The 12,625-nt window shown below is 52.7% G+C and carries 8 protein-coding genes; 5 read left to right on the forward strand and 3 right to left on the reverse strand.

Translation table 11 applies throughout. The features are described 5' to 3' along the window. Nucleotides 1–71 precede the first annotated feature (71 nt). The gene (locus MFFC18_RS16555; RefSeq protein ID WP_075086260.1) at nucleotides 72–1,490 is read left to right on the forward strand and encodes a family 16 glycosylhydrolase; all 1,419 of its coding nucleotides are present in this window, start codon (nucleotides 72–74) and stop codon (nucleotides 1,488–1,490) included. A 100-nt stretch (nucleotides 1,491–1,590) separates the two neighbouring features. Here MFFC18_RS16555 and MFFC18_RS16560 read toward each other — a convergent pair whose 3' ends face one another. The 3 genes from MFFC18_RS16560 to MFFC18_RS16570 form a co-directional block, all read right to left on the reverse strand. Further along, nucleotides 1,591–2,016 (reverse strand): hypothetical protein, encoded by a 426-nt coding sequence (locus MFFC18_RS16560; RefSeq protein ID WP_148618933.1) that lies wholly within the window; start codon nucleotides 2,014–2,016, stop codon nucleotides 1,591–1,593. A gap of 367 nt (nucleotides 2,017–2,383) precedes the next feature. Then, complete coding sequence (locus MFFC18_RS16565) at nucleotides 2,384–4,165, reverse strand: midas domain-containing protein (RefSeq protein WP_148618934.1); 1,782 nt, start codon at nucleotides 4,163–4,165, stop codon at nucleotides 2,384–2,386. A gap of 321 nt (nucleotides 4,166–4,486) precedes the next feature. Beyond that, entirely contained in the window at nucleotides 4,487–4,834 is a 348-nt protein-coding gene (locus MFFC18_RS16570) for a cupin domain-containing protein (protein WP_075086361.1), read from the reverse strand. Nucleotides 4,835–4,917: 83 nt separating this feature from the next. Here MFFC18_RS16570 and MFFC18_RS16575 point away from each other — a divergent pair, with 83 nt between their 5' ends. The 4 genes from MFFC18_RS16575 to dapF all read left to right on the forward strand — a co-directional run bounded on the left by MFFC18_RS16575 (nucleotide 4,918) and on the right by dapF (nucleotide 12,608). Then, nucleotides 4,918–6,456 (forward strand): sulfatase family protein, encoded by a 1,539-nt coding sequence (locus MFFC18_RS16575; RefSeq protein WP_084417398.1) that lies wholly within the window; start codon nucleotides 4,918–4,920, stop codon nucleotides 6,454–6,456. Nucleotides 6,457–6,479: 23 nt separating this feature from the next. Then, on the forward strand, nucleotides 6,480–8,087 hold the full coding sequence (locus MFFC18_RS16580; protein WP_075086257.1) for a sulfatase family protein: 1,608 nt from the start codon (nucleotides 6,480–6,482) through the stop codon (nucleotides 8,085–8,087). 241 nt (nucleotides 8,088–8,328) lie between these two features. Beyond that, the gene (locus tag MFFC18_RS16585; protein ID WP_075086256.1) at nucleotides 8,329–11,664 is read left to right on the forward strand and encodes a hypothetical protein; all 3,336 of its coding nucleotides are present in this window, start codon (nucleotides 8,329–8,331) and stop codon (nucleotides 11,662–11,664) included. A 92-nt stretch (nucleotides 11,665–11,756) separates the two neighbouring features. Further along, nucleotides 11,757–12,608, forward strand: a complete 852-nt coding sequence (gene dapF / locus MFFC18_RS16590) for a diaminopimelate epimerase (RefSeq protein ID WP_075086255.1) — start codon at nucleotides 11,757–11,759, stop codon at nucleotides 12,606–12,608. The last annotated feature ends 17 nt before the right edge of the window (nucleotides 12,609–12,625 follow it).

A 12,625-nucleotide genomic window follows, 5' to 3' on the forward strand; every position in this document is an offset into this window, starting at 1 on the left:
TCGAACGACTACGATAAAACTGAGCGATGAGATCAACATGATGCTCATCGCTTTTCTTTTAAGGTGCTGAAATGTTGAACTTTCGTCTTGCTACCCTGTCTGCCGTCTGCGCCGTTGCTGTGCTCAGCCAAAACTCGTTGTTAGCACAATCGGTTTCCATTCCCGATGCCCCAATGACGGTTGTCGCCGGACAGAAGATAGACGTTCCCGTCGAATTCGAAGGGGCAGAAAAAGACATCCTGCAAGTTCAACTTTTCGACTCCAGTTGGAAAAAAGTCTCCGAAGGCTGGGTCAACGTCGACTCGGCCAGCGGGACACATACATTCGCGATCGATGTACCCGCCGACACTGCCGCAGGCAAAGGCCACATGTGGCAAGCGTTGCTCTACGACAACGCCTGGAAGAAGAAAAAAGATGTGCTTGTCACAAACGTTGTTGTTACCGCGGCTGTAAAAGGCGGATTGAAACCTGACTCGAAGATGAAACTTGAGTCAGAACCCAAAGCGAAGCCCAAGCCAAAGAAAGATCCCAAATCGATACCACACCGCAAGGCTCAGCTATTGGGCGACGAGTGGCTACCGGTTCTCGAAAACGGAAAATGGGAGATCGACTGGGCTGACGAATTTGATGGAGAAGGGGAACCAGAAAAGTGGTTCCCTTTGCTGGGCTATGACCCGGAAGCGTATAAGGCTGCCGATGCGAAGGGCATTCGCTGGACCGGCGGCACGGAAGAAACCGCCTGGATGTATAGCACGCGTTCGGGCAACCACTGGCAAAACGGAAAAGGCCAACTGGTGATGCAGATTGTCACGAACAAAAAAGAATCAAACGAGATGGGCCCCAAAGTGGAAGCCGCCTATCTGCTGTCCGGACGACCTGTGGCCTGGGATTCGAATGAGCCCAACGGTGCCAAATGGGACGGGAAATTTGTTTCTCCAACGGAAGAAACTCCGCTCTATATCTGTGCCCGCGTCAAGTCGGACGAACTGGTTGGCTATTCAACCTGGTTCGCGTTCTGGCTGTTCACCGAAACGAGAGCTTACAACGGCAACCCGACCGACGGAACGGAAGTTGACGTGGTGGAGATCGTGAAAGGCAAAAAGAACTATCTCAATCATTGCTTCAACGTCGCCAACCACTGGAAAAAAGGTGGCGGGTCGGAATCGAAACAGTTCAACACGCTCTCAAAGCCTGCAGCTCTTGATCTGGTCGATGTTACGGACAGCGAATATCACGTTTACGGCATCGAATGGACGACGGAGAAGATGACATGCTTTGTTGACGGCAAGCCTTACTACACGTTCACGGAAAACATTCCAACCAAGCCAGTCGACATGATGATGTTGCTGACGCTTGAGTTTCAGAAAGACGCTTGGGATCCGGACCAGGGCGATGGTCGCGTCGAAGGCCCAGCGGTTTCGGAAGACGAAAACACGCGAGTCATGTCCAAGGTGCTGGTCGATTACGTGCGAGTCTATAAGAAGAAATAGCCGCTTGCCTCGGAGCGAAAACTCTCCAACAACTTCCAATCTCCCACATCAAAAACGGCCCTGAGACAGTTGCCCCAGGGCCGCGACGATAGCTTGCTCGTTACGCAAGTGACTTGATGAAGTCCATTGCGACTGAGAAGTCCAAACCGTTGGCTTCGCGAGCGACGTCAACTACTTTCATCACGATTGCCATGTCCAGCAATCCGAATGAGTAGGGAATTTTGCGTCCGCGAAGCGCCTTCAATTTTCCTTCAAGCTTCTGACGTTTGCCAAGCTTCTTTTTCGAAGTCAACCAACGTTGCTTTGCGGACTCGAGAGCCTCGTAGAGCTTCATTAACTTGAATTGAGACGAATAGGCTGCTGGTCGGCCGACAGCAACTTCATCGTTTTTACATTCGCGTTCGATTGCTCGAAACGCTTTATCAGCCTGTTCATAACGGGCTTTTAGCCGGTTGTGCTTCCGCGAAGCTAACTTGCGAAGAACCACAATCCAGCCACACAACATTGCATAAATGAATGCAACCATAGGACGCCTTTCTGGATTCGGGTTTTAGTTCGTTCGCTCGGCGACATTCGCATTTTCAGCGCAAACCGCTGAAGTTGTTGGCGTACGATCGAGCGAGCAGATTTGCAACTCGGCGTCGTGACCTTCCCGGGATGATCACGTTAGATAGCACTTCCTGTGCGTGGCTTTCGACTCATCCGAAAGCTTGTGAGTCAACGACTCACTCTCACCTTGGCAAGATAGAACCGAATCTAACAAATTGGTTCGCGGTTCGGGAGAAATCTTTTGGTCGCATATAGAAGACGACTTGTGAGCAGATGTCGCGGCGCTGTGCAGCGAGAAAGAAAAGAAAAGGACGTCCTTGTCCCAATCGAATTATCGCCAACGACTATCGACGACTGAACTCAAAACCAATGTCGAATCGAAACACTGATTCAGGGTCGAACTCCGCAAAGAAGGAATCGACAAAATCCTGTTTCGCATCGAGGTCACTGAAGCAAATTTCCATTTCTTCGTCGACCAGGTCATCTATCGAACTGTCAGCGACAACAGCAACGCCGGTGGCCGGCTCGTCATCAACCGGATCGATTGCTGGCTGTTCGGCGTCGACGTTGAGATCTTCTTCCGCCTCGGAATCCGCAACATCAAAGGCCGGGACGTCATCAATCGCATCGTTCAGGTTAGCCGGATCCGATGCATCCTGTTGGCCGTCCACCGGATCAGCCTGATCGTCGACGACGACTTCCGGCGTTCCCGCTTCCGGATCAGCCAGCGGCGTCTCAGCTTCGACATCAGAGTCGACTACTTCCGCAGCGTCGTCAGAATCGATCTCACATTCTGGCTCCGCAGTTGCGTCGGTGTCGATGACAACTTCTGGCTCAGCTTCCGCAACTGCCTCGCCGTCAACTTCATCCCCAGCGGTCTCGTCAGCGATATCGCCAGCAGTTTCGTCAGCATCATCCACCGGACCGGAATCTCCATCGACTTCACTCGCTGCATCTACTTCCGGGTTGATCGCGACATCGCCATCATCTGTAACGACCTCTGCATCGTCACCCGCGGCTTCGGCCTCCAAGCCAGGATCGTCCCCCGTTTCTGCTTCGACTTCTGCGTCCGAATTTGCGTCAACAATTTCGCAGTCCGTCAATTCGGGCTCCGCTTCCGGTTGCGTTTCCACTTCCGTTTCAGCAATGACCTCTACTTCCGGATTCACCGCATCGATGGCCAACGACATGTCTAACTGGTAAGTTCCAGTTTCGCCTTCGCCGGCTGAGATGGCGAGGAAGTACTCAGATCCACCTTCGACATCAAACGAAATTCCGACAGTTTCATTCGTGATTCCGCGAGTGATCGCCGTGCCGTCGGCACCAAAGACTTGAACTTCCAGTTCCGTCGCGTTATCGGCATTCAGCTCAGCAAGCCCCAGCGAAATTTTTCCGCTCTCGTCGGCAGTGAACTGAAAGGTATCGACATCTCCAGCCAGCTCAAGATCGCCCTGAACTTCCGTCGAACCGTCGACGAATTCCAACTCACTGGAGTCCGCCCCAATGGCGTCAACGTGCAGATCCACAGGTTGCGGAATTTCGCTATGGCCGACGGTCACCTGAAAAAAGCCTTCTGCATTTTCCTTGGAAGAGACGTTCAGCTCGAACTCAGCCCCGGCCTCGGCTTCGAATGAGAGCGTCTGGAAGCCGGAAACTTCCTCGGTCATCGTTGCAGCAACAACATCTCCGTTCGAGTCGGTGACTTCCATCCGCGTTTCTGCGTCGCCGAACGAAGACGCGACGACGATGTTGATCATGCCATCTTCTGATGGCGAGAAAGTGAAAGTTTGACTCGGGTTTTCGGCTTCTATCGAGCCAAAGAAACCATCAGTGCCGTCGACCGGATCGCCCAGATCATGAGCCGAACTCTCCGTGCCAACTTCTGCGTCAACTTCAACTTCTGCTTCTGCGTCAACAACCTCATCGGTGACTTCTGTTTCGGCAATCACACCATCATCGGCGATCGAGTCATCAACTACATCGACTTCGATTTCAGTCGCGTCCAGATCCAAAATCTCTGACTGTTCTTCCGTGGCGTCTGTTTCAGTTTCCAGTTCTGCGACCTGGCACATCTCCGGTTCAACGATTTCAACCGGTGCAAGATCGACCGCAAAGTCCGCGGCCAAAAGACGTCTATCTTCGAGGCGATTGACGGCGAAGCTTCTATTCCAATTCCGTTTTCTCATCTTCACACAGCCCGATGGAGCTGCTCCCTAAACATGTGACAAAAACACGATTCAGGGTTAAGGCAACCGCTGTGCCAGAGCATATCGAGAGTGATGCCAACGCAGCGAAAAGACCACGTTCCACGCTCTCTGCCGCGATTCGCAGCACGACGCCAGCAAGTGACGGAAATCAGAAATGTAAAAACGACACGCCAGCAATCCGCTTTCTACACGCGAACAACCTGCGTTGACTTAGGCGCTGTCGCAACAAAAATCATCGCATCAATCAAACCACTCGTCGTTCGGATCGAAGGCCGGAACCGGAATGTTAATGATTTTCATTTCGCCGATCGCGCGATGGCGACATCCGGGCTTGATTAGAATCGACACGCCTGGATGGACGTCGAACAGTTCACCGTCAAGTTCCATTTGCCCGCTGCCTTCGAGAATATAGTAGATCTCAGTCAGTTTTTTGTGATAGTGCGTCTTCGCGTCCTCGCGAATATCGACGACGTGCAACGAACAAGTCTGATCCGGATCGTCGGTGAATGCTCGCCGGGTCGAACCGCACGGACAGGGAACAGGCTCAACGGCAGTGGTGTCAACTATTTTGAAAAGCGGATCCGGCACGACTTGTTTCCTTGTAAAATTGATCTTCCAATAGATTGTCGTAAACACACGGCATTTTACCAGTTCGAAAACAGAATCAATTGATGCTCAATCGCAAACGAACCGTTTTTTTCTGCATCCTGATCTTGCTCACGATTTTTCGGCTTCCTGCGTTTGCCGACGAACGACCGAACATCGTCTTTCTAATGACGGATGACCAGTCCACCTATTCGTTGGGCTGCTATGGAAATTCGGATGTGAAGACGCCCAACCTCGATCGTCTGGCCGCGGCCGGAGTTGTCTTCGACCGGCATTATGCGAACACTGCGATTTGCATGGCCAGCCGCGCGACCGTGATGACGGGATTGTACGAGTACCGAACGGGATGCAACTTTACGCACGGCAGCATGCTGGAGAGCACTTGGAAGCGATCGTATCCGGTGCTGCTACGCGACGCGGGCTATCGTACTGCTTTCGCGGGAAAGTTCGGATTCGAAACAAAAGCCAACCCCGACGACAAGGACAACTTGCCTTTGCCGTCAGACGATTTTGACATGTGGGGTGGCGGACCAGGCCAAACGAACTACGCAACGAAACACAATGAGTCGATGAAGTCTTACGCCAAAGAGTTCCCGCATTCGACGCTTTCCTATGGCGCCTTCGGTCGCGACTTCATCAACCAGTCAGCGAAACTGAACCAGCCGTTTTGCCTCTCGATCAGCTTCAAAGCGCCACACAAACCAGCCAGGCCTGACCGGCGTTTTGATCACGTTTACAAAGACGCGACGTTTCGCAAACCGTTGAACTATGGTCGCGAGGCTGGAGCCCATTTCTCGCCGCAAAGCAAGACGGATCGGCAGTACGAACGATTTCACAGTTGGAAATACGCTGACCGATACGACGAAGTGATGGCCACGTACCATCAGCAAATTCACGGCGTCGACGCAGCCGTCGGAATGATCGTGAAAGCACTCGAAGCAAGCGGCGCCGCGGAAAACACAGTCATCATCTTCACTTCCGACAACGGTTTCCTTTGTGGCTCACATGGCTATGGCTCGAAAGTCCTGCCTTACGAAGAAGCGAGCCACGTGCCGTTGATTATGTTTGATCCGCGAGAGGAAAACTCTGGCAAACAACTTCGTTGCGACGCCTTGTCCGGCTTGATCGATATCGCTCCGACCATTCTGGACCTTGCCAGTATCGAAATTCCCGAACCTGTCGATGGAGCAAGTTTGGTAAGCTTGTACCGCGACCCCAAATCTTCGATTCACGATGACATCACGCTGACCAATGTTTGGGGACACCCGGCGACACACTCGCTGTCTGTGGTGACTCGCGACAAAAAGTACATTTATTGGGCCTACGCCGGCGGAGGCATGCAGGCCGCAGAGGAACTTTACGATCTGGGGAGCGATTCGCTTGAAATGCAGAACGTGGCCAAACGATCAGGTTATGAGTCTACAATGAACGAAATGCGTCAGCGTTATGACCAACATGTTCGAGCCTGGAAATCCGACGCAGTTCCCTTTCACAATTACCAACAGTACGGAACGATTTTCGATCGGCACTTGGACTGGGATTCCAAAAAGGATCTCTATCCGAACAAAAAACCGGCGAAGAAACCGCAACAGAAACCAAATTAATGATTCGATCCTCGAGAAACATCATGAAGTTAAGCCGATGCCTTGCGCTGATATTCCTGTTTCAAGCCCTTGCCGTTGTATCGGCGGATGAGCCAGAAGCTGATCGGCCGAACATTGTCTTCATTTTCAGTGACGACCACGCGCAGCATGCGATCGGCGCCTACGGAGGAATTCTGAAAGACATCAATCCGACTCCAAACATCGACGCTTTGGCTCGGCAAGGCATGCTGTTTCAGAACAGCTTCTGCACGAATTCAATTTGCGGGCCCAGCCGCGCGGTCATCCTGACGGGCATGCACAGCCACAAAAATGGCTTCATGCACAACGGCAACAGCTTTGACGGCTCACAAGTCACGTTTCCAAAGCTACTCCAAAACGGCGGCTACGAAACGGCGATCATTGGCAAATGGCATCTCAAAAGCGAGCCACAAGGCTTCGACTATTGGGATGTGCTGCGTGGCCAAGGTGACTATTACAATCCGGTTTTCCTGTCTAAAAACGGCAAGGCAACTGTCGAAGGTCATTGCACCGACGTTGTGACGGACAAGGCGATCGACTGGCTGACGAAATCTCGCGACAACGGCAAACCTTTTATGCTGATGTGCCAACACAAGGCGCCGCACCGAACCTGGATGCCAGCCATCCGCCATTTGGATCTTTACGCCGATCAGGATCTGCCAGAGCCTGAGACGCTTTTTGATAAATGGGAAGACAACACCGACGCCGCCAAGTTCCAGGAAATGGAAATCGATCGGCACATGCACATGCAGTACGATCTGCATCTGCCGATTCCTGACAGCTTTGACCCGACGGTAAAACAGGGTTCACTAACCAAAGCCGCGTGGCGGAACAGGAACAAGTTTACCGATTCGCAGCGGAGCCAGTGGGACGCGAAGTGGAAAGCACGCAACGATGCGTTTGCGGCTGCCAATCTCGAGGGCGACGAACTGGTTCGCTGGAAGTATCAACGCTACGTGAAAAACTATCTGCGTTGCATCAAGGGAGTCGACGAATCGGTCGGCCGAATCGTCAAGTGGCTTGAAGACAACGACCTGCGTGAAAACACGATTGTGATCTATTCTTCCGATCAGGGTTTTTACCTTGGAGACCACGGTTGGTACGATAAGCGGTGGATGTATGACGAGTCCATGAAGATGCCTCTGATTGTGTCGTGGCCCAACGTGACCAAGCCCGGATCCGTGAATTCCGATCTGGTACAGAACCTTGACTACGCTCAGACCTTCCTGGAGGCCGCCGGCGTGGATGCTCCAGATACGATGCAAGGCGAATCGCTGATTCCCGTTCTCAATGGCGAAACGCCAGCAGATTGGCGGACCAGTTTGTATTACCACTATTATGAATATCCGGGCGCTCACATGGTGCCAAAGCACTGCGGCGTCCGAACCAAAGACCTGAAGTTGATTCAGTTTTACCAGTTCGGCGAGTGGGAACTTTACGATTTGAATTCTGACCCGAACGAGCAAACCAACCTTTATGGCAAACCGGAGTACGCTGATCGCGTCGCTGCGATGAAGCTAGAATTGGAGCGGTTGCAGGATCAGTACGAAGACGACACCGACTTGAGCCAGATGCCGGAGCAGTGGCAAAAACAACGACGACAGGCGAAGTAGGATGCCGTGGAGCGTGAGTTCCGCTGATACCAGACGTTCAGCGTGACGGCTGAATTTCCCATCCAGTCGACTTTCGCCATCGAAAAGGCAGGACAGCCAGTGCATAAGCCCGTGTTTGAACATGAAAATGCGGCATTCCTTCGCACTTTGCTAGCAGAATTTCTCTAGGGCTCACGGCGACAAAAAACTACTATTCGCGGACCTCTCTGCCTTCGCCGAATTACCCAGTCACAAGAACTTCGTGTCTCCGTACAGAGCCCATCTTTATAATCGCAACCAGAGCGACTCCGAGCCATCGTCGCTCGCGCGCGGAGCGTGGGCAACGGTAAAGCTGACGGCGTTCCTATCCGTCGTCGGAATCGCCGGATGGCTGTTCTTTCAGGATCAGATTCAGTCGAAACTGGGCTCCGCTGTCGAAAACAAATGTAACCTCGCACTTCAGGGAACAGGTGTCGCCACATCGATTGGAAACGCCCAGTTCTTTGACGGACAAGGCATGTTGCTATCAAACATGCATGTCAAAGCTCCGAATGTGTCGCTCACCGCCTACGAAACCTTTCTGTCGATGCGCTCCAACACGACCGACCTGGTCACGGGAAGCTGCAAAGTCGATGGTGTGGAGATGCGCCGAGTCCAATTGGAAGTTTCCCGCTCCCCGAACGAGCCTTTCGACTTCAGCGTCTTTTCAAAGCTTGCCGAATCGATCGAAAAAGCAACGCAAGGAGAAGACAAACAACTGATCCCAATCGCTCTGCTCGATTCGCAAATCCGAATTATCGATCGCACAACGAACTCCGAAAAAACGCTCTCGGACATCAATCTGCGAATCACCCCGATCGATCATGAAGGCCGCATCATTCTCCAATACGTCGCCACGGCGGCATCGATAGAAGTCCAACACGTCGTCCTGAAAGGATTCCTGGATCCGGAATCCGGACAGTGGAACGTGGACCTGAAATTGGACAACGCTGCGATCAGCGATGATCTAATTGCTTTACTCCCTCGCCAGACGCAGGCGAAACTTGGTTCGATCCAGATGCTGTCCAGCCGAGTAGACGGGTCGGTTCAGGCGAATGGCAATTGGCGAACGAACGAGATTCGATGGTTTGAAGGCAACGGTTCGGTCAGCCAACTTTCAGTTGCACATAAGCGATTGCCTTCGGACGTTCGCAACGCATCCGCAAAGTTTTCATTCTCGCCAGAAGGTGTAACGGTCAGCGAAATCTTCGGGCAAATGGGAACTTCGCCATTCACCGCCCATTTTAAACTTTCCGACCTTATGCAGCCGACCAGCTGGCAGTTGGCGGGGCAGCTACAAGATTTCCAACTGGACCGCTCACCGAACACAATACGAGCGATGCCTGCTTCTGCCCATCGCTTTCTGGAAGACTTTCAACCGCAAGGCGAATTCGACTTTCAGTTTGACCTGTCGTTCGACGGAACGCGAATCACGAAAACGATCGACGCTTACATTGAGGGGCTGGCGTTCAATTTCAACAAGTTCCCCTATCCGATGACGGACTGCAACGGCGTTGCTCACTGGGTCAATGACCAAGTCACTTACGAGCTCAAACATGAAACGCGTGACCAGGTCATGACGGCCAAAGGGTTCGTTAACAATCCGGGAGCCGATGCAACCTGGCGATGCGACCTGAACATTGAACAGGGCAGGCTCCCGTTTGACGACAAGCTACTGGCCGCGATCGACGCAAATCCTCCGATGGCAAAGATCGTACGGGCCTTCGATGCACGCGGTTGGATCACTGGAAACGGCACGCTTCAGAAACGGACCAGCGGAGGCGATGTTGAGAAACGATTCAACTTTGACGTCTCCGACATGACGATGCGCCACGAGCGATTCCCCTACCTGATCGAGGGCGTTACAGGATCCATCGCGTCAGTCAACAGGTCCTTTCGGTTTGAGGATCTCAGTGGCCGCAGTGAGGACGGAAAAATCCTTTGCAATGGCACGTGGAACCCGGAAACAGGACTGAACGTTCGGTATCTTTGCAACAACATTGAGCTGGATGATCGTTTACGACGCGCCTTGAGAGCCGAACTGAAAGAAGTTTGGGATGGATTCCGCCCAAAGGGAACTGTCGAAATGATGACGGTCGACATGACCATGAAACCAGATGAAAAGGAATGCAACCTTGTACTCGATGCGATGCTCAACGGAGAAAATGAGGGTATCCGAAACAGCAACCTGTCGATCGATCCGACGTGGTTTCCGTACGAGCTGAACAACCTTGCGGGAACTCTGGTCGTCGGCAACGGTGGTGTGAGACTGCAAAAATTCAAAGGTCAGCACGGCCGCACAATTGTCGAGTGCGATGGCGACGGATCATACTCGAGTGACGGTTGGGACATGCGTCTGTCCAATCTTTTGACCCGATCCCTGCGAGCTGACGAGCCTTTGCTACGAGCTCTTCCGGAGTCGCTTGCCAGACCGATTCAGTACATGAAGTTTAACGGACTGTTGAATGTACAAGGCACCATGACGCTGGCCAGTCGATATCGAAAGCCGGCGATTCAGTTCGCAAGCCATGCTCCTGCCAACCATGCCCAAGCTTTCAACGCTGGAACCCGCAGCAACTACCCCGCGAACCAGGCTTCGTACGTGCAACGTGCTTCCGCAGTACAGCCCGTCAATTCTGGCCCGTCTGCTCCAAAAGTTTCCATGGGATGGGATTTGCGTTTTGATATGAACCAGGCAGAAATGTTTCTGGGTATTCCAATCGAGAACGTCTTCGGCTGGTTCCAGTTGATCGGGCAATACGACGGCGAAAACGTAGAATGCCGCGGCTCGGTTAACCTTGACTCGCTAACGATCTACGAAGCTCAAATCACGAAAGTTCGCGGCCCCGTCTGGTTCGACAATTACCAGGCACTGGCGGGCGGAATGATCAACGAACTTTCGACCAGCGGCACGCCCTCGCCATCGATCGAAGGCGAAATGTACGGTGGAATCGTCAGACTCGACACGGCGATCAGCTCAGACAAGGAAGGCCGCTTTGTGATTCAGACAACACTGGCCGATGGGAACCTTCGCCAACTTGCTCAAGAGTTTTCCCCCAACCTGGAGGATGTCGAGGGGCGAACTTTTGCCGCCCTCCAAATGCAGGGCAATGCCAGCGGCACGCATACCTGTCGTGGCAGCGGGCAAATCCATTTGCGTGACGCAAAAATCTACGAGCTCCCGCCCATGATGCGATTGCTGAAACTTTTCATGCCGGTCCGGCGGATCAACGATGTGGCATTCGATAGCGGCGACATCTTTTTCGAAGTCAACGGCGAGAATATCGACGTCAAACGAATGGAATTCAATGGCGACACAATTTCGATTATCGGCAACGGTCAAATGAACATGAACCACGATCTGGATCTGAACTTTTACTCGGTCATGGGCCGAAACCGCATCAACATCCCACTCATCAGCGATCTTTACCGCCGCAGCAGCCAGAAATTCATGTGGATCAATGTCGGTGGCACCGCCGAAGACCCAAAAATCAGCAAGGAAATCCTACCTGAGCTAAATGATTCGCTACGACAACTTTTTCAGTATGACGTTCCTTGACTTACAGAGGCTGTGTACCCGTGCGACAGCCGACGTTAGAATCACGCTAAATCGAATTTAGAAACCGCGTTCATTTTCAACAACTATCGCCAATGAAGTTTACCAAAATGCATGGAGCCGGAAACGACTACGTGTATGTCGATTGCTTTAACCATGATACTCCAGCTGACCCAGCCGCGACGGCGATCGCTGTTTCTGATCGCCACAAGGGCATCGGCGCCGATGGGCTGATCCTGATTCGCCCTTCCGAGGTTGCAGATGCGCGAATGCAAATGTTCAACGCTGACGGATCCGAAGCAGAGATGTGCGGCAACGGAGTTCGTTGCGTGGCAAAGTACATCTACGATCATGACATTTGCAAACAGGACTCCGTGAAGATCGAAACGGGAGCCGGGACACTATCGATCGACCTTGTCGCCAACGATGGCAAAGTCGAACAGGCGAAAGTCGACATGGGCGAACCGATTCTGATCGCCGACCTGATCCCGACTACGCTGTCCGGCGACGCAAAGATGTCTCCAGTCGTTGACGTACCACTGGATATAGACGGACAAACGTTTGACGTCACCTGCGTCTCGATGGGCAATCCTCATTGCGTCATTTTCGTCGACAAAGCAACGGACGAACTGGTCCACGGCATTGGACCATTGATCGAAAATGATCCACGGTTTCCCGCCCGAGTTAACGTTGAGTTTATCGAACTGGTTTCACCCAGCGAAGTCCGCCAGCGCACCTGGGAACGCGGCAGCGGCGAAACGATGGCTTGCGGAACGGGTGCCAGTGCCGTTTGCGTTGCGGGAGTCTTGTCTGGTCGCACCGAACGGAAAATCACCAACCATTTGCTTGGTGGGACTTTGATTTTGGAATGGGACGAGACAACGAATCACGTTTTCAAAACTGGACCGGCGGTTGAAGTATTTTCCGGATGTTGGCAGGAAGCTTAAGCTCGGGTTGCAACACT

The organism is Mariniblastus fucicola, from assembly GCF_008087665.1.
GTDB classification, from domain to species: Bacteria; Planctomycetota; Planctomycetia; order Pirellulales; family Pirellulaceae; genus Mariniblastus; species Mariniblastus fucicola.

Excerpts from the sequence above, each read along its gene's own strand:
- MFFC18_RS16555 (WP_075086260.1), top strand. The coding sequence starts at position 72 with ATGTTGAACTTTCGTCTTGCTACCCTGTCTGCCGTCTGCGCCGTTGCT.
- MFFC18_RS16560 (WP_148618933.1), bottom strand. The coding sequence starts at position 2,016 with ATGGTTGCATTCATTTATGCAATGTTGTGTGGCTGGATTGTGGTTCTT.
- MFFC18_RS16575 (WP_084417398.1), top strand. The coding sequence starts at position 4,918 with ATGCTCAATCGCAAACGAACCGTTTTTTTCTGCATCCTGATCTTGCTC.
- MFFC18_RS16580 (WP_075086257.1), top strand. The coding sequence starts at position 6,480 with ATGAAGTTAAGCCGATGCCTTGCGCTGATATTCCTGTTTCAAGCCCTT.
- dapF (WP_075086255.1), top strand. The coding sequence starts at position 11,757 with ATGAAGTTTACCAAAATGCATGGAGCCGGAAACGACTACGTGTATGTC.